Origin of the sequence: Massilia sp. PWRC2 (genome assembly GCF_049896725.1) — a bacterium.
GTDB lineage: Bacteria > Pseudomonadota > Gammaproteobacteria > Burkholderiales > Burkholderiaceae_D > JAFCUW01.
In genome coordinates, this window is sequence record NZ_JAFCUW010000002.1 from 399943 (window position 1) to 418356 (window position 18414).

General features: G+C 64.4%; 13 protein-coding genes and 1 other RNA gene. 11 read left to right on the plus strand and 3 right to left on the minus strand.

Translation table 11 applies throughout. The features are described from left to right. The first annotated feature begins 6 nt into the window (after window positions 1-6). Entirely contained in the window at window positions 7-1146 is a 1140-nt protein-coding gene (locus ACP7BZ_RS06635) for an OmpA family protein (RefSeq protein ID WP_426111285.1), read from the plus strand. A 170-nt stretch (window positions 1147-1316) separates the two neighbouring features. Then, window positions 1317-3290, plus strand: coding sequence for a prolyl oligopeptidase family serine peptidase (locus ACP7BZ_RS06640; RefSeq protein WP_426111287.1), 1974 nt, complete (start codon window positions 1317-1319; stop codon window positions 3288-3290). A 63-nt stretch (window positions 3291-3353) separates the two neighbouring features. Here the strand turns inward: ACP7BZ_RS06640 and ACP7BZ_RS06645 are convergent, their stop codons facing one another. Then, the gene (locus ACP7BZ_RS06645) at window positions 3354-6209 is read right to left on the minus strand and encodes a M16 family metallopeptidase (RefSeq protein ID WP_426111289.1); all 2856 of its coding nucleotides are present in this window, start codon (window positions 6207-6209) and stop codon (window positions 3354-3356) included. Between the two features lie 174 nt (window positions 6210-6383). On the opposite strand from ACP7BZ_RS06645, the gene ribBA reads away from it, so the two are divergent. From ribBA to nusB, 3 genes are all read left to right on the plus strand, one after another. Then, window positions 6384-7496, plus strand: a complete 1113-nt coding sequence (ribBA, locus tag ACP7BZ_RS06650) for a bifunctional 3,4-dihydroxy-2-butanone-4-phosphate synthase/GTP cyclohydrolase II (RefSeq protein ID WP_426111291.1) — start codon at window positions 6384-6386, stop codon at window positions 7494-7496. 64 nt (window positions 7497-7560) lie between these two features. Further along, window positions 7561-8040 (plus strand): 6,7-dimethyl-8-ribityllumazine synthase, encoded by a 480-nt coding sequence (gene ribH, locus ACP7BZ_RS06655; RefSeq protein WP_426111293.1) that lies wholly within the window; start codon window positions 7561-7563, stop codon window positions 8038-8040. Between the two features lie 146 nt (window positions 8041-8186). Next, on the plus strand, window positions 8187-8657 hold the full coding sequence (gene nusB, locus ACP7BZ_RS06660) for a transcription antitermination factor NusB (RefSeq protein WP_426111295.1): 471 nt from the start codon (window positions 8187-8189) through the stop codon (window positions 8655-8657). Between the two features lie 302 nt (window positions 8658-8959). Here nusB and ACP7BZ_RS06665 read toward each other — a convergent pair whose 3' ends face one another. Beyond that, the gene (locus ACP7BZ_RS06665) at window positions 8960-9811 is read right to left on the minus strand and encodes a transglycosylase SLT domain-containing protein (protein WP_426111682.1); all 852 of its coding nucleotides are present in this window, start codon (window positions 9809-9811) and stop codon (window positions 8960-8962) included. Window positions 9812-10347: 536 nt separating this feature from the next. Between ACP7BZ_RS06665 and ubiD the strand changes: the two genes are divergently transcribed. The 5 genes from ubiD (at window position 10348) to recR (ending at window position 15424) form a co-directional block, all read left to right on the plus strand. After that, complete coding sequence (ubiD, locus tag ACP7BZ_RS06670; protein ID WP_426111297.1) at window positions 10348-11832, plus strand: 4-hydroxy-3-polyprenylbenzoate decarboxylase; 1485 nt, start codon at window positions 10348-10350, stop codon at window positions 11830-11832. A 95-nt stretch (window positions 11833-11927) separates the two neighbouring features. Next, window positions 11928-12026, plus strand: an RNA gene (ffs, locus tag ACP7BZ_RS06675) — signal recognition particle sRNA small type. Window positions 12027-12189: 163 nt separating this feature from the next. Next, window positions 12190-14391 (plus strand): DNA polymerase III subunit gamma/tau, encoded by a 2202-nt coding sequence (locus ACP7BZ_RS06680; protein ID WP_426111299.1) that lies wholly within the window; start codon window positions 12190-12192, stop codon window positions 14389-14391. 67 nt (window positions 14392-14458) lie between these two features. Next, complete coding sequence (locus ACP7BZ_RS06685) at window positions 14459-14785, plus strand: YbaB/EbfC family nucleoid-associated protein (RefSeq protein ID WP_426111301.1); 327 nt, start codon at window positions 14459-14461, stop codon at window positions 14783-14785. A gap of 48 nt (window positions 14786-14833) precedes the next feature. Beyond that, window positions 14834-15424 (plus strand): recombination mediator RecR, encoded by a 591-nt coding sequence (gene recR, locus ACP7BZ_RS06690; protein ID WP_426111303.1) that lies wholly within the window; start codon window positions 14834-14836, stop codon window positions 15422-15424. An 86-nt stretch (window positions 15425-15510) separates the two neighbouring features. Here recR and ACP7BZ_RS06695 read toward each other — a convergent pair whose 3' ends face one another. After that, complete coding sequence (locus tag ACP7BZ_RS06695; RefSeq protein ID WP_426111305.1) at window positions 15511-15774, minus strand: hypothetical protein; 264 nt, start codon at window positions 15772-15774, stop codon at window positions 15511-15513. A gap of 182 nt (window positions 15775-15956) precedes the next feature. Between ACP7BZ_RS06695 and ACP7BZ_RS06700 the strand changes: the two genes are divergently transcribed. After that, window positions 15957-18410 (plus strand): penicillin acylase family protein, encoded by a 2454-nt coding sequence (locus ACP7BZ_RS06700; RefSeq protein WP_426111307.1) that lies wholly within the window; start codon window positions 15957-15959, stop codon window positions 18408-18410. Window positions 18411-18414 lie beyond the last annotated feature (4 nt).

The window sequence follows — 18414 nt, forward strand, 5'->3', positions numbered from 1 at the left end:
CCATTCATGAAAATCCATCGACCCTTGCACGCGGCGCTGATCATTGCCGGCGCCATGCTTGTCACCGGCGCCGTTGCGGCGCCGCAGGACAGCACCACCTTCATCAACCCGGACTGGGCCAACAGCGCCTGGTATGCCGGCGCCTCGCTGGGACAGTCGCGCGCCACCATCGATGACGCCCGTATTGGCCGCAGCCTGACTGCCAACGGCGCTGCACTGAGCAGCATGACCACCGATGAACGCGATCGTGCTGCCACCCTGTTTATCGGCAAGCAGCTCAACCGCTATATCGCCCTCGAGGCAGGTGTGTTCGATCTCGGCACCTTCAGTTTCGCTGCCACCACCAGCGGCAATGGCAGCTTGCGCGGCGAAGCCGGTTTTCGTGGCGCGAATGTCGATCTGGTAGCGCAGTATCCCTTGAGCGAGCGCTGGTCCGTGCTTGGCCGGGCCGGCGCGCAGTATGCGCATACCAGCACCCACTTCACCGGCAACCGCCTGGCAGCGGTGACCAATCCGCACCCGAGCGAGAACAAGCTCGGCGCCAAACTGGGACTGGGCCTGGAATACAAGTTCAGTGAAGCGCTGGCGTTGCGCGGCGAAATGTCGCGCTTTCGCCTTGCCGACGCGGTGGGCAACCGCGGCGACATCGACATGATCTCGCTGGGGCTGGTCTACAAGATGGGCCGGCCTGCCGCCCCAATTCCGCCACCGGCGCCGGTGGCGCTGGCGGCGCCTTTGCCGGCCGCCGTGGTCGCCACACCGGCGCCGGCACCACAGCCGCAGCCAGTGTCGGAAAAGGTGTCCTTCGCTGCCGAGGCCTTGTTCGATTTCGACCAGGCCGTCGTCAAGCCGGAAGGCGCGGCCGCGCTCGATGCTTTGCTGGTCAGGCTGCAGGGCATGAACACTGAAGTGATGGTCGCCGTCGGCCACACCGACTCGGTCGGCACCGCTGCCTACAATGCCAGGCTGTCGCTGCGTCGTGCCGATGCCGTCAAGGCTTACCTGGTCACGCGCGGTCTCGACCCTGCGCGGCTCTACACGGAAGGCAAGGGCGAGTCGCAAGCGCTCGCGTCCAACGAGCAGCCGGAAGGCCGCGCAAAAAATCGCCGGGTGACGATCGAAGTAGTGGGCACGCGCACGCGCTAAGACCAAGGCGCTATACCAAACACGACGAAACCTGCGGCCCGCGCCGCAGGTTTTTTTTTGTCTTTTTTCGGGGCCCCGGCGCGCCACCCCTGACCGCACAAGCAACCAGTTTTGGCGTAGACTCCTGATGGCGAAAATCCCGCCTGCTCCACCCTCCATCAGGAAGCACCATGTTGACGAAAACAGTACCCACCATTTTCGCTGCCGGCCTATTGATTGCCGCCGCCGCAGCAACCCCGCGCGCACAGGCCGCTGACGCCATGCACGAATACCGCGCGCTGGCCATGTCCGGCGCCGGCGACCGCATCGCCGCCATCGAGTCGGTCAGCGGCGGTGTCGATAGCGGCGCTGACGGCGGCGCCCGTCCGCACGCCAGCATCAAGGTGCGCGACGCCGCCAGCGGCAAGATCGTCGCCACCTACGATCCATGCAGCACCTGCAGCTACGATTTCCCTGCCTGGGCGCCGGACCGCAGCGCGCTGTCGTTTATCGGTTCGGACCGCAAGGCCGGTACTGCCACCCTCTACGTGGCCGGCGCCGATGGCAAGATTGACGTCGTCACCACCATCAAGGGCGTGGCCAGCACCGCGCGCTGGTCGCCCGACAGTCGCCAGCTGGCCTTGCTGGTCACCGTCGGCGCCAAAAAAATGGCGGGCGCCACCGAAGCGGGCGCCGCCCAGGTGGGCGAGATCGGCGCTGACGAGGACGAGCAGCGCATCGCCATCGTCGCCCGTAGCGGCGGCGCCGCCCGCCTGGTCTCGCCGGCCGACACCTATATCTACGAATACGACTGGACACCAGACGGCAAGGGCTTTGTCGTCACCAGCGCCAAGGGCAATGGCGACAACAACTGGTGGGTGGCCACGCTCGGCCACGTCGACGCCGCCAGCGGCGCGCTGCGCCTGCTGGCCGCACCGGCCCTGCAGATGAACATGCCGCGCATGTCGAACGATGGCCGCACGGTGGCCTTCATCGGTGGCTTGATGAGCGACTTCGGCTCGGTCGGCGGCGACGTCTACACCGTGCCGGTGGCCGGTGGCGCGCCAGTCAATGTGACGCCGGGCTACCGTGGGTCGTTCAATGGCCTGTCGTGGCGGGGTGGCCGGATCGTCGCCTCGGCGCTGGCCGGCAGCGACCAGACCATCGTCAGCATCGATCCGCAGGCGCGCACGCAGCGCACCCTGTGGTCGGCGCCGGTGTCGGCGTCCGGCTCGCGCGACGGCCGTTTTGTCTTGAGCGACAACGGCGCCATTGCCGCCACCGTCACCGAAGACTTCAGCCACGCCGCCCGCATCCTGGCCGGCCCCCTGCCCAAGCTGGTGCCCATCACCAGCGACAATGATGGCCACAAGGCGCAGGTGTCGGCGCGCTCGATCAGCTGGACCAGTGAACAGTTCAACGTGCAGGGCTGGCTGCTGTCGCCGTCGAAGATCGAGGCGGGCAAAACCTACCCGATGATCGTCGTCGTCCATGGCGGACCGGCAGCGGCAGCGACCCCCCGTTTCGTCTCGCAGGGAGAAGGCGGCAGCGCGCTGGTGCGCGAACTGACCAACAAGGGCTATTTCATTTTCATGCCGAACCCGCGCGGCAGCTTCGGCCAGGGCAGCGCTTTTAGCGGCGCCAACAAACGCGATTTCGGCGGTGGCGACTGGCGCGACATCCTCGCCGGCGTCGACGCCGTGCTCAAAGTGGCGCCCGTCGATGGCGCACGCCTGGGCCTGATGGGGCACTCCTACGGCGGCTTCATGACCATGTGGGGCGTCACCCACAGCACCCGTTTCAAGGCCGCCGTCGCCGGTGCCGGCATCGCCAACTGGATCAGCTACTACGGCCAGAACGGCATCGACCAGTGGATGATCCCGTTCTTCGGCGCCTCCGCTTACGACGACCCGGCCATCTACCGGGCGGCGTCGCCGATCGAGTCGATCAAGCAGGCCAGCACGCCGACCCTGATTTACGTCGGCGAGCGCGATGTCGAGTGCCCACCAGCGCAGTCGACCGAATTCTGGCACGGTTTAAAAGCGATGGGCGTACCCACCGCGCTGGTGATTTACGATGGTGAAGGCCATTCGATCCGCAAACCGGAACACCAGCGCGATCAGCGCGAGCGCACCATCGGCTGGTTCGAGCGCTATCTGCGCTGACCGCAGGCGGCAAGCCGGCCGCCATACGGTGCACGGCCAGGGCGCTGGCACACAGTGCCGGGTTTATTTGGTCTTCGCCGGGTACAGCACCAGCTGCACGTAATTGTCGAGATTGAAGTAACGCGCTGCCGCTGCCTTGACGTCATCGACGCTGACCGCGCCGATGCGCTGCTCGATGCTGAGAATGGCGGCGGGATCGGTGTTGTAAGTCACCGCTGCCTGCAGCTGGCCCAGCCAGTAGCCATTCTCGCGCATGGCGCGGCGCTGCACCTGCAGCCAGTTCTGCTTGACTTTTTCCAGGTCCGCCGGCGCCGGCCCCTGCGTTTGCAGGTGGGCGATTTCAGCGAAGGTCGCTGCCAGCACCTGGTCGACCTTGTCGGGACCGGTCGGCAACTTGGCGCCAATCTGATAGTGTTCGTACGGGATGCGGCTGATGCTGCCGCTGACGCCGCCGCTGTAAATGAGCGCCAGCTGCTCGCGCAGCACATCGGTGATGCGGATGTTCATCACTTCGAGCAGCGCCTGGAAGCGCAGGTTTTCTTCTTTCGAATACTGCGCCGGCCCCGTAAAAGTGAGCGAGACCACGCTCTTCGGTTCGGCGCCGCTGTAGACCGCCTGCTTGACCACCCCGGTGACGGGGCGCAGGCCGACATCGACCACCGCCAGCGGCAGCGGCGGCGTCGGCAGGCTGGCCAGATAGGTCGCCAGCAGCGGCTTGACGGCAGCGACATCGAAACTGCCGACCATGATGAAGGTCAGTCCGCGCGCGCTGCCAAAGCGCTGGCGATAGATGCCGATGCTGCGCTCGAGATCGAGCTTGCCGAACTGCTCTGGCCGCGGCGCCCGCGCCACCCACGGGCTGTCGCCGTACAGGGCGCTGGTGAGGGCGTCGCCGAACACTGCCTGCGGCTGCGCCATCAGGTTGCGCGCGCCTTCGGTTTCCTTGTTGACGAACGACTGGAACAGCGACGCATCGCGGCGCGTGCCAGTCAGGCGCAGGTACAGCAGCTGCAGCATGGTGGCGATGTCGTCGCTGCCGGCGCTGGCGCCGATGTTGTCACTGTACTGGCCGTAGTCGACCCAGGCGTTGGCGGCCTTGCCAGCGAGGACCTTTTGCAGGTCATTCGGCGAAAAGCCAGCCACCCCCATGCTCGCCACCGCGGCGTTGGCGTAGCGCACCGCGGTGATGTCGTGCTGGTCGAACTGGGTCAAGCCACCGGCGCGCGAAGCCGACAACAACACCTGGTCGTTGGCAAAATCGGTCGGCTTGAGGATCACTTGCAAGCCATTCGACAAGGTGAGGGTGGTGGTGCCAAGGGCGGCGTCGACGGTCTCGCCGACGATGCTGCCGGCCACCGGCGGCGTCTCCATCAAGCGCGTGGCCAGCGTCGCTTCCTGCCGCGGCGCCAGCTTGGTGCGGGCGGCGGCCGCGCTCCAGGCCAGCAGGTCGGCCGGCTGCGGTGTCGGCGTGCCTGGCTGGTCGGCACCGAGGTAGACCACCAGCTTGGCGCTGTCGACCGGAATGGTGGTGGCGGCGTAGCGGTTGACCTCGTCGAGGCTGATGCCGGGCACCAGTTCGCGCGCGTACTGGACCTCGTTGACGATGCCGGGAATTTCTTCATTTTCCAGGAAATTGCGGGTGTACTCGGCGACGAATGACGAAGAATCGCTCTTGTCACGCTCGTTATAGATCCGCTCGTAACCGCGCAGCATGTCTTTCTTGCTGCGTTCGAGTTCCGCCGCGCTGAAGCCAAACCGGCGCGCGCGCTCATTTTCCTGCACCAGCGCCGCCAGCGCCGGCGCCGCGCCATCCTTGCCCAGGCTGGCGCCGGCGCTGTACGACTGGTAGCGCGGTGTCATGCCGGCGATGCCGCTGCCGGCGCCGATGAAGGGCGGGTTGGCCTGCTGCGTCAAGTCTTGCAGGCGCTGGCCCAGCATGGCGGCGAACAGCGAATCGACCAGCTTGGTGCGGTAATCGGCAAAGGTGGCATGCGCCGGCGCTGGCCGTACCGGGTAGCGGATCAAGACCGAATTACCGGCCGCTTCCTTGTCGGTGATTACCAGGGCCTCGCTGGCGGCGCGCGCGGCGATTGGCGCGTAGCTGCGCGTGCGCGCAGGCGTCGGATTGCTCAGGCCCGAAAAATGCGCCTTGATCAGCTGCTCGGCGCGCGCCGGTTCGATGTCGCCCACCACCACCACCGCCATCAGGTCAGGGCGGTACCAGTCGCGGTAAAAACGCTGCACGGCAGCCGGCTTGAAGGTCTTGAGCACCTGTTCATCGCCGATCGGCAGGCGGCTGGCATAGCGCGAGCCGTTGTACATTTTCGGCATCAGTTGCTTGTTCATGCGCTCGCCCGCACCCTTGCCCGAGCGCGCCTCTTCAAGGACGATGGCGCGCTCCTTGTCGATGTCGGCGTCCGCCAGGGTCAGTCCGTGCGCCCAGTCTTCCAGCACCAAAAAGCCCTTGTCGACGTTTTCTGGCCGGTCGGTGGGAATCGGCAGCATGTAGACGGTCTCGTCGAAGCTGGTGTAGGCGTTGAGGTCGGCGCCGAACTTGACGCCAATCGATTGCAGGTAGGTGATCAATTCCCACTTTTTAAAATGGGTCGAGCCGTTGAAGGCCATGTGCTCGAGCAGGTGGGCAAGGCCGCGCTGGTCGTCGTCTTCCAGGATCGAGCCGGCCTTGATCACCAGCCGCAGTTCCAGTTTCTTTTGCGGCCGGCCATTGTTCTGTATGTAATAGGTGAGGCCATTCGCCAGTGTGCCCACGGTCACCTGCGGCCCCACGGGAATCGGGTCGGACAGGCGGATGGCGGCGTGGGCGCTGCCCGCCAGCGCCATCGGCAGCAGGGTGCTCAACAGGGTAGCGCACAGGGTATGGGCGAGCCGGCCGCGGTATGTCGAAAAAGTTTTGCGCATTTGAAGCGAGCTGTGCCTAAGTGGGGATGGGGCAGTCTAGCAGCTTCGCTGGCGAAAATCGGGCGCCGAACGGCGCTGGTGCGAGCTTTAAGGCAAGGTTAAGCCGGTCAGCTTTCGGCAAATACTTTAAAATAGCGGATTGCACAATATCAGTCCGTCTAAGAGGAAATTCATATGTCTATCGCCAGTACCCAGGAAATCGTTGCCGAACTGCGCGCAGGGCGCATGGTTATCCTGGTCGATGAGGAAGATCGCGAAAATGAAGGCGACCTGGTGCTTGCCGCCGATTTCGTCAGTGCTGAAGCGATCAATTTCATGGCCGTGCACGCACGCGGCCTGGTGTGCCTGACCTTGACGGCCGAACGCTGCGAGCAGCTCGACATCGGCATGATGACCGCCCGTAACGGCACCTCCTTCGGCACCAATTTTACCGTCTCGATCGAAGCGGCCGAAGGCGTCACCACCGGCATTTCGCCGGCCGATCGTGCGCGTACCGTGCAGGCGGCCGTCAGCAAGACCGCCGTGCCGGCCGATATCGTCCAGCCAGGTCACATTTTCCCCGTCCGCGCCGTCAAGGGTGGCGTGCTGATGCGCGCCGGCCATACCGAAGCCGGTTGCGACCTGGCTGAAATGGCCGGACTGACGCCAGCGTCGGTGATCTGCGAGATCATCAACCGCGATGGCACCATGGCGCGCCTGCCCGATCTGATGGTGTTTGCAAAAGAACACAACTTAAAAATTGGCACCATTGTCGACCTGATTCACTATCGCGGGCAAAACGAATGCCTGGTCGAGCGCGTCGCCGAGCGCACCCTGCAGACCGTGTTCGGCGAATTCCGCCTGTTCGCCTTCCGCGACAAGCCGAGCGGCTCGGCCCACCTGGCGCTGGTGCATGGCGCGCTGTCGTCGAGCAAAGAAGCGCTGGTGCGCGTGCACCAGCCGGTATCGGTTCTCGACCTGCTTGAAAGCGGTGCCACCAAGCACTCGTGGACGGTGGCGTCGTCGATGAAGGCCATCAAGGCAGCCGACAACGGCGTGCTGGTGCTGCTTAACTGCGGCGAATCGGCCGACCAGCTGTTCGACCAGATCGCCGCCTTCGATGCGCCAGCGTCCAAGCCGCAAGGGCGCGCCGCCAGCATGGACTTGCGCGACTATGGCATCGGTGCGCAGATTCTCAAGGATCTGGGCGTGAGCAAGATGCAACTGCTGGCCAATCCGCGCAAAATGCCGTCGATGATGGGCTTCGACCTTGAAGTGACCGGCTACCGCGCTGCACCGGACGTTTGAGCTCGTAGCACGCGATAAAGCGGCGTACCATCGTTCCAATTACCATTTTTAGAAGAGGCCAGTGATGACAGTAGGAACCTATGAAAGCAATTTGACCGGCAACGGCCTGCGTATCGGCATCGTCCAGGCGCGTTTTAACGCCGACGTTGGCCACGGTTTGCTGTCGTCCTGCCTGGCCGAACTGAAGCACCTGGGCGTGCAGGACGAGGACGTGTTGCACGTCACCGTGCCGGGCGCGCTGGAAATTCCGCTGGCCCTGCAGAAGATGGCGGAAACCCAGCAGTTCGACGCCCTGGTGGCGCTTGGCGCCGTCATTCGCGGCGAGACGTACCACTTTGAACTGGTGTCGAATGAATCGGGCGCCGGTATCACCCGCGTCGGTCTCGATTTCGGCATGCCGATCGCCAATGCCGTGCTGACCACGGAAAACGACGAGCAGGCCGAAGCGCGCATGGCGGAGAAGGGCATGGAAGCGGCGCGTTGCGCGGTCGAAATGGCCAATCTGTTGCTGGCGCTGGAAGAACTGCAAGCGGATGAAGATTAATTACGAGCGTACATGTGTGAGGCAACGCAGTAACGCAACGCAGTAACGCAACGCAGTAACGCAACGTAGTAACGCAACGTAGTAACGCAACGTAGTAACGCAACGTAGTAACGCAACTTAGCAACGTAACCCAGACAGGCAACACCATGACCGACAAGATACTGCACGCCAACCCCAGCAAGAATCGCACGCCGCGTCATCGGGCCCGTGAATTCGCCTTGCAGGGGCTGTACCAATGGCTGCTCAATAACGAGGATGCGACCACCGTCGTCACCAATATCCGCGCCGCCCACGGCTTTGAAAAAGCCGATGGCGATCATTTTGCCGCCCTGCTGTATGGCGCCATCAAGGATTCGGTGTCGCTGCGCGAAGCGATCGCTCCGGTCATCGACCGTCGCGTCGACGAGCTCTCGCCGATCGAACACGCGGTGCTGCTCATTGGCGCCTACGAGCTGAAAAACAACCTGGACATTCCCTACCGCGTCGTCATCAACGAAGCAGTCGAGCTGACCAAGTCGTTCGGTGGTATCGACGGCCACAAATATGTCAACGGCGTCCTCGACAAACTGGCAGCGCAGCTGCGTGCCGACGAAGTGGCCAGCGATAGCCGCCGCTAAGTTGCCCGCATCGGCGCCTGGATTGGCGCCTGCCAGGTCATCAGGCCACCGGAAACGGTGGTTTTTTTTCGCCCATCCACGACCGAATGGCGATAGCGATAGCGGCAGGAAACCGCGGTGGCCAGCGTCGGCATTTCCCTCGGCAACTTCCGTACTTAACGATGAAAGCGCTGCTGTGCTTGCAGCAAGGTGAGGAGGCCGCCAGCACCGACGGCCTGCGATGCCCTTGACGAAAAAAAACCGCCATCGCTGGCGGTTTTCACGGCAGGAACGCACGCATGCGTCCCTCTTTATATGAAGCATTACAGACCGGCGATGCCCTCATGGGGAGCCGGCGCTTCGATCTTCGGCTCGGCGGGTGCCGCTTTGACGACGACCGCCGCCGGGGCAGTGAACGTCGGCACGTTCTTGCCGGTGGCTACCTGCTTGAGCTTGCGGTACTCGGCCAGCACGCGTGAGCCATAGCCGGCGTCGTTGTCAAAGGCAGCGGCGCCCACATAAGTTTTCAGACCCGCTTCGACAGAACCGCCGCGGTTGACGTAATCCTTCAGAATCAGCGCGCCCACCCGGATGTTGGCAACCGGATTGAGTGCAGCCTGGACGCCACCCATCTGCTGAAATTTGGCGTGGTGTACCTTCGACATCACCTGCATCAAGCCCTGGGCGCCGACCGGGCTTTCCGCAAACGGGTTCAGACCCGATTCGATGGCCATCACGGCCAGGATGAGCAGTGGGTCGATTTTGACGTCTTTTGCGGTCGTGTAGGCCGTCGATACCAGCATGTTTGCAGCGTCGCCTGCAACGCGATAGCGCTTCGACAGCCATGAGGTGACGTATTGCTGTTGCTTCAGGTTGCCGGCCTGGGCCTTTTCAGCGGCGGTCAGCGGTACCGGTGCAGCTTCGACGGCAGCCGATGCTGCGCCGCCAGTCATCAGCTCTGCCAGTTGCGGCGCGGCTGGCTCGGACTCGGCCTGGACGCTGCTGTCGGGTGCGATCAGCTGCGAGACCTTGTGTGCCATCTCGGGCCGCACATACAGCAGGGCGGCGACGGCGACGGCGGAAAGACCAAGAACGGTCAGTGTGTGTTGCGCGGTGGTTGCAAGACCACGGGCTGTTTTCGTTACGGAAGACCACGTAACAGGCCGGCGGGCCATGGATTGGGCGAACTTTAGTGTTGCCCCGTTGAAACGATTTATCATCGAATTCCCCTTTGTCGCGGAAAAAAACGCTCCCCCAAGGCGCAAAAGGCGCACTGTTGGAAGGCTTGATGCCGTGCATCAGAAATATCGTCTACCGTCGCTGCTGCGTACGATTAACGCCGTCATTGCCTGTTCCAGCTGGTCGTTCCCTGAGGTATTGAACCAGTGGTCAAACAACTTTGTTCGGGGGATAGGACAGACGTCCTGTGAAAACACTCCTTAAAAATGTCATGTGGCGCCCCGACGCCGTGAATGTATGAGACAGGCTAAAATTGCGTGAAATGGTGAAACAACCCACCGCAAAAAACCCGCCTCATCAACTTGGGTGGATTGTAAAAGCCGACTTATACGAAGTCAATACTAGCACGGTGATCTCTTATAACTTTTGGATCTTACTTTTTTGACAGGTGCTCATCAATAAGCTGTGAAATCAATCACTTGGACTGGTAATTTAACAACCCTGTCGCACTAACGAAAAAAACCAAAAAACGATGATTTATACTGATTTGCGTGATTTTATTTCTCAGCTGCAAGATATGGGCGAATTAAAGCGGGTTTCGACCCCCGTTTCCCCCCATCTGGAGATGACGGAAGTGTGCGACCGGGTGTTACGCGCCGGTGGTCCGGCCCTGTTGTTCGACAATCCGAGCGGGCACAGCATACCGGTGCTGGGCAATCTGTTCGGCACCCCGAAGCGGGTGGCGCTGGGCATGGGCGCCAACGATGTCAGCGAGTTGCGCAAGATCGGCCACGTGCTGGCGCGCCTGAAAGAGCCGGAACCGCCGAAAGGGTTCAAGGACATGCTGGGGATGGGCTCGCTGGTGAAGGCGGTGTGGGACATGTCGCCGAAAGAAATCAAGGGCGCCGCCTGCCACGACATCGTCTGGGAAGGCAAGGATGTCGACCTGGCGCGCCTGCCGATTCAATATTGCTGGCCAGGCGATGCCGCACCCCTGATTACCTGGGGCCTGGTGATCACCAAGGGCCCCAACAAGAAGCGCCAGAATCTGGGTATATATAGACAGCAGGTGATCGGCCCCAATAAAGTCATCATGCGCTGGCTCGCCCATCGCGGCGGCGCCCTCGATTTCCGCGAGCACGCCATCGCCAGCAAGGGCGCGCCGTATCCCATCGTGGTGGCACTGGGCGCCGATCCGGCCACCATCCTCGGCGCGGTGACGCCGGTGCCGGACAGTCTGTCCGAATACCAGTTTGCCGGCTTGCTGCGCGGTAGCCGCACCATCTTGACCAAGGCCATCGGCAGCGAGTTGCGGGTGCCAGCCACCAGCGAGATCGTGCTCGAGGGCCACATCCTGCCCGATCCGAATCATCCGACCGGTTACGAGCACGCGCTCGAAGGGCCGTTTGGCGACCACACCGGTTATTACAATGAGCAGGACAGCTTTCCGGTGTTTACCATCGAGCGCATCACCATGCGCCGCAATCCCATTTATCACTCGACTTACACGGGCAAGCCGCCCGATGAGCCGGCAGTGCTGGGGGTGGCCCTGAACGAAGTGTTTATCCCCTTGCTGCAAAAACAGTTCAGCGAAATCACCGACTTTTATTTGCCGCCCGAAGGCTGCAGCTACCGCATGGCGGTGGTGCAAATGAAAAAACAGTATGCCGGCCACGCCAAGCGGGTGATGTTCGGCGTCTGGAGCTTTCTGCGCCAGTTCATGTACACCAAGTTTATCGTGGTGGTCGATGAAGACGTCAACATCCGCGACTGGAAAGAAGTCATCTGGGCGATCACCACCCGCGTCGACCCGATCCGCGACACCACCCTGGTCGACAACACGCCGATCGACTATCTCGACTTCGCCTCTCCCGTCAGTGGCCTGGGCAGCAAGATGGGGATCGATGCCACCAATAAATGGCCTGGCGAGACCACCCGCGAGTGGGGCACCACGATTGCCATGTCGCCGGAAATCAAGGCGCGCGTCGATGCCATGTGGCAGGAGCTGGGTATTTAAGTTGGCTGTTCGTTGTGTTGTCGCGGGCGCACGTCGATCAGACGGGTGTCCGCGTCGCTTTCCCTATTTGATGCAACTCGGATATAATGAGTGCTGGCGGGCCCCTGCGCATCGTGGCATGGCTAACCTGGTCAGGTCGGGAACGAAGCAGCCACGGCTATTACCCATGAGTGCCGCAGATCAGGCTCGCCTCCTTTGTTTTTCTTCTTCTGTAACGTCTCGCCGCGTCCTGCGGACGGCGAATTCTCCCGCTCCAGCTTCTTGTTTTTTCTGCCCGGGATGCCCGCGTGCGTCGTGTATCCGGGTGCGCTGATCGAGTTTGCCCGCCGCGTCGCCCATCTACGGTAAAATCGCAGCATGTCCTATCAAGTCCTCGCCCGCAAATACCGTCCCCGCAACTTCGACACCCTGGTTGGCCAGGAACACGTCGTGCGCGCCCTCACGCATGCGCTGCAAACGGGGCGCCTGCATCACGCCTACCTGTTCACCGGTACCCGCGGGGTCGGCAAGACGACCTTGTCGCGCATCCTGGCCAAGGCGCTCAATTGCATCGGCGCGGACGGCCAGGGCGGCATCACCGCAAACCCGTGCGGCGTGTGCGATGCCTGCACCGCCATCGATGCCGGCCGCTTCGTCGATTACATCGAGATGGATGCGGCGTCCAACCGCGGCGTCGACGAGATGGCCCGGTTGCTCGAACAGGCCGTGTATGCGCCGTCGAATGCGCGCTTCAAGGTCTACATGATCGACGAGGTGCACATGCTCACCAACCACGCTTTCAATGCGATGTTGAAGACGCTGGAAGAGCCGCCCGAGCACGTCAAGTTCATCCTTGCCACCACGGACCCGCAAAAAATTCCCGTCACCGTGCTGTCGCGCTGCCTGCAATTTAATCTCAAGCAGATGCCGCCCGGTCACATCATCGACCACCTCGATCACATCCTGGGCCAGGAAGGCATCGGTTTCGAACAGCCCGCGCTGCGCCTGCTGGCCCAGGGCGCCCATGGTTCGATGCGCGACGCCCTGTCGCTGACCGACCAGGCGATTGCCTATGCGGCCGGTGCCGTCACCCTCGAAGCAGTGCAGGGCATGCTCGGTGCGCTCGACCAGACTTACCTGGTGCGCCTGCTCGACGCCCTGCTGGCGCAAGATGGCGCCGACCTGATGGCAGTGGCCGATGAAATGGCCAGCCGCAGCCTGTCGTACAACGGCGCCCTGCAAGACCTCGGCACCTTGCTGCACCGCATCGCGCTGGCGCAGTCGGTGCCGGCGGCGGTGCCGCAAGATTTGCCCGAGCTGGCCGATATCCTGCGCTTGGCAGCCGCTTTCGATGCCCAGGAAGTGCAGCTGTTTTATCAGATTGCCGTGCATGGCCGCAACGAACTGGGCCTCGCCCCCGACGAGTACGCCGGTTTTACCATGGCCCTGCTGCGCATGCTTGCTTTCCGCCCCGGTAATGGCGGCGCCGATGCGCCGCCAGCGGCAGCGCCGGCGGCGCGCACGGCGCCTGCCCGGATGACGCCGCCGGCGGCGCGGCCGGCCGCCACTGCCACTGCCAGTTACGCGGCAGTAACGCCAGCGACGGCGCCGCGGCCGCCCGCTGCAGTGGCGCCGCCGGCTTCATCTGCTCCAGCGGCGCCGCCAGCGGCAGCGGCAACCGCGCCGGCAACCGCGCCGGCAGCGGCGGGCGGCGCTCCCGCCCCCGCCCCCGCCATGCATTCGGCGCGCGCCGCCATCAACGCCGCGCTCGAAGCGGCGCGTTCGGCCAGCCGCGGACAGTCGGCCGGCGCCAAGCGGCCAACGGCGATGTCGAATCAGGCGGCCGCCGCTGCGGCTGCCGCACCGGCGGCGCCGTCAATGCCTGCTGCGACTGTCGCTGCAGCGCCAGCGCCACCGGCAGCAGCGCCAGCGCCAGCGCCAGCGTCAGCATCGCCACCGTGGGAAGCGGCGGCAGTGGCCGCACCGCTGGCCGCAGCTGCGCCGGAAACGATGGACGATGACGGCCCGCCATCCTGGGTCATGGAGTTTTCCGATGACAGCGCGCTGCCATCGACGGCCACCGCGGCGGCGCCGCCCGCTATTGCCCCCGCCGCCACCACCGCGCCTGCCCGTACCGTGGAGGTGGCCGCAGTGCCGTATGTCATCACGGCGGTGCCGGCCATTGACTGGGACGGCAACTGGCCGGCGCTGGCCGCGAGCCTGCCCTTGCGCGGGGTAGCGCAGCAGCTGGCCATGCAGACCGAACTGATCGAATGCGTCAGCGACGGCCAGCACAGCACCTTTCGCCTGCGCGCCCCCATCGACACCCTGCGCGCCAGCGGCAACACGGAAAAGTTGATGGCGGTACTGCAGGAACGCTTTCGTACCACCCGCGTCGTCGTCGAGGTCGAGATTGGCCCGGTCTGGTACACGGCCAGTGTCGAAGCGAAGGCGTATCGCGAACATGTCTTGCAAGAGGCCGAGCAAAGCGTCGCCGCCCATCCGTTTGTGCAGGAAATGGGGCGCCAGCTCAATGCCTTTGTTGTGCAGGGCTCGGTGCGGCCGCCTTCCGCTGCCTGATGCAGTCACCGCACAAGCTGTGCCTTTCCTTTATAGTTGCCATTTTTAGATTTCGGAGAACCTCACCATGATGAAGAACCAGCTCGCAGGCTTGATGAAGCAGGCCCAAGCCATGCAAGACAATATGAAAAAGGCGCAGGATGCGCTGGCGCTGGTGGAAGTCGAAGGCCAGTCGGGCGCCGGCCTCGTCAAGATCGTCATGACTTGCAAGAACGACGTCAAGCGCGTCACCATCGACCCGTCGCTGCTGGCCGATGACAAGGACATGCTGGAAGACCTGGTCGCCGCCGCCTTCAATGACGCCGTGCGCAAGGCAGAAGCAATGTCGGCCGAGAAAATGAGTGGTTTGACTTCCGGCATGGCCTTGCCGCCAGGCTTCAAGATGCCGTTTTAATGGCAGCGGCCGCCCTGAACGGCGTGCGCGCCGCGCGGTCTTGATACGATGGCCAAGTCGCTCGATTTTTTGACCGAGGCGCTGCGCCGTCTGCCTGGCGTGGGGCCGAAATCGGCCCAGCGCATGGCCTTTCACTTGCTGCAGCACGACCGCGAGGGCGCCGAGATGCTCTCGCGCGCGCTCTACCAGGCGGTCGATAATGTCCATCACTGCGCCATGTGCAATACCTTTGCCGAGACGGAAGTGTGCGATCTGTGCCAGGACGATGGCCGCGAGCGCGCCTTGTTGTGCGTGGTGGAAACCCCGGCCGACCAGATGATGATCGAACAGACCCTGACTTACAAAGGTCTGTACTTCGTCCTGATGGGACGGCTGTCGCCGCTCGACGGCATTGGCCCGAAAGACATCCACCTCGACAAGCTGATCAGCCGCGCCGGCGACGGCGTGGTTGCCGAGGTGGTACTGGCGACCAATTTCACCAACGAAGGCGAAGCGACCGCCCACTACATCAGCGAAATGCTCAAGGCGCGCGGCTTGCGCGTCTCGCGCCTGGCGCGTGGGGTACCGGTCGGTGGTGAGCTCGAGTACGTCGATGCCGGCACCATTGCCCGTGCCATGCTGGACCGCCGCACCACCTGAGCGCCACGGCGGACCGACGATGGCGCCGTGTCGTCACCGTCCGCAGCAAGCGCCAACATGGCCGCCGAGGACGCCGGGACGCTGTTTTATCTGCCCCAATATGGTCTGCCGCCCCAGCCACCGTAGGGATAGCTGCTGCCATAGCGCACGAAGTCATCGCGTGTGCTCAGCTGGATGACGCAGTTGCGCCAGAGATCCGAGTTGGCGGTGTAGCCGAGGCGGGCGCAGGCCGGGCCGAATTCGATGATGGTGGCGTCCATATTCGCCTGCTGCCTGAACGCCCGTTCCTGCGGGGTGGAACAAGCTGCCAGGTTCAGCGCAATCGCGACAGTTAAAAGCAAGGTGCGCATGGCGCTCTCCCTTCGGTCTATACATGGATCAAGCTTAGGTCGGCCAACTTGCAGTATCGATGATGCATATCAATCGTGCGCCGGTGGCGCACGCCGGCGCCGCTGCGATTTGCTTGCATAAAAATTTGTTTTTCTGGCAATATCATGTCTTGATAAAAACAACATCGGCACGGGGAGGGGGCATGGGCGCAAGGCGCAACAGGCGATGGGGACGAGCGATAGCACTGGCCGCTGGCATGCTGATCGTGCTGGCGCTGGGGGGGGCGACGCTGGTGTTGCGGGCCAGCTTGCCGCAACTCGATGGCGTGCGCCAGGTGGCCGGGCTGGCTGACGCCGTCACGGTGGCGCGCGATGCGCGCGGGGTGCCGCTGCTGACCGCCGCCAATCGCGCCGACCTGGCCTACGCCACCGGTTTTATTCACGCCCAGGAGCGCTTCTTCCAGATGGACTTGATGCGCCGTTCCGGCGCCGGTGAGCTCGCTGAACTGTTCGGCGTCAAGGCACTGCCGCTCGACCGCAGTCACCGGCTGCACTGTTTCCGCGCGCGTGCCGAGGCGCTGCTCGCGCGCATGCCGGACGACGATCGCCGCTTCCTCGCGCGCTACGTCGACGGCGTCAATGGCGGCCTGCAGGCGCTCGGCGCCAAGCCCTTCGAGTATGTGCTCACGGCCAGCACGCCGCGGCCGTGGCAGGCCGCCGACTGCCTGCTGGTGGCGTGGGCCATGTATGTTGATTTACAGGGCATGCAGGAGACGCGCGAACTGGCGCGCGGCTGGGTGGTCGAGCACAGCGACGCCGCCCAGCGCGCCTTCCTGCTGCCCACCGCCAGCGTGTTCGATGCCCCACTCGACGCCGAGGCGGTCAACACGGCGCCGGCGCCGATACCGGAGCGGGCGCCCGCGTGGTGGGGGGCGGCGCCGACCACCGCCACCGCGGCGCGGCCGGCGCGGCTGGCAGCGGCCAGCGGCGACGCCTTTACGGATGCCGTCGGCAGCAACAACTGGGCGGTCGCCGGCAGCCGCAGCGCCAGCGGGCACGCCATCGTCTCCAACGACATGCACCTGGGCTTGCAGCTGCCAGCGACCTGGTACCGGCTGGCGATGCAGTATCGCGACGCTGCCGGCCAGCCGCGCCGGCTGGTCGGCCTGACCCTGCCGGGGGCGCCGCCGGTACTGACGGTGGGCAGCAATGGCCACGTCGCCTGGGGCTACACGAATGCTTACGGCGACTTTCTCGACCTGCTGGAAGTGCAGTTCGACCGCGCCGATGGCAAGCGCGTGCGTACGGCCTCCGGCTGGCAGCAGCTGCTGACGTTCCGCGAAACCATCGTCGTCAAAGGCGCCCCGGCCGACACGCTGGTGGTGCGCGAGACGGCGCTGGGACCGTTACGCACAGTTGGCGAGCGCAGCTATATCGTCCACTGGATCGCCCACGACCCGGCTGCCCTCAATCTGCGCCACCGCGAGCTGGAGGCGGCCGACGCGCTCGAGCAGGCGCTGCGCGTGGCAAGCGGGGTCGGTATGCCGGCGCAAAATTTCGTTGCTGGCGATGCTGCCGGCCATATCGGCTGGACCATCGCCGGAGCGCTGCCACGCCGCCTGCTCGCTGCGGATGACAGCGGCGCGCCCGACGCCAGCTTCCCGCTGCCCGTCGGCGGCGCCGTCGCCAGCTGGGACGGCGTGCTGGCGCCGGCCGACCATCCACGCCTGATCGATCCGGCCGGCGGCCAGCTGTCGACTGCCAACAGCCGCCAGCTGGCAGGCAACGGCGCGGCGCTGATTGGTGACGGCGGTTTTGACCTGGGAGCACGCAACCACCAGGCCCGCGATGCCTTGCGGGCACTGGGCGCGCACGGTGCCAGGACCGATGTCGCCGGCGTGTACGGCGTGATGCTAGACGACCGCGCCCTGTTCATCGATCGCTGGCGCCAGCGCGCCATCGCACTGCTCGACGCCGACGCCGTGCGCGGGCAGCCGCAGCGCGCCGAATTCGCCCGCCTGCTGCAGCGCAGCTGGAACGGCCACGCCAGCGTCGATTCGAGCGGCTACCGGCTGGCGCGCGGCTTCATGTGGTCGCTCTACGAAGAGGTGTATGGCGGCGCCAACCTGCAGCTGGCGCAGATCGATGCGCGCGCCGACATGCAGGCGGCCAGCTCGCGCTGGCCGGCGGTGCTCGAACGGCTGCTCGAGGCCCAGCCAGCCGGCTGGCTGCCGGCCGGCCGCACCAACTGGCGCGCGCTGCAGCTGGCGGCCGTCGACCGCCTGATCGCCCAGCTGACGACCGACGGCAAACCATTGGCCGCGGCCACCTGGGGCCAGCGCAACACCGTCGATATCACCCACCCGATCACCCTGGCGCTGCCGCTGCTGCGGCGTTTTCTGGCGGCGCCGGCCGATCAGCTGCCGGGCGACGCCAACATGCCGCGCGTGGCCGGCAGCAAATTCGGCCAGTCCGAGCGGCTCACCGTCAGTCCGGGACGCGAAGAAGAGGGCGTCTTCAATATGCCGGGCGGGCAGAGTGGCCATCCGCTGTCGGCGTATTTTCTGCGCGGCCATGCCGACTGGGTGGCCGGCCAGCCGGCGCCGCTGCTGCCCGGGGCGCCGTTGCACACGCTGCGTTTCGAGCCGGCGCGCTGAGTGC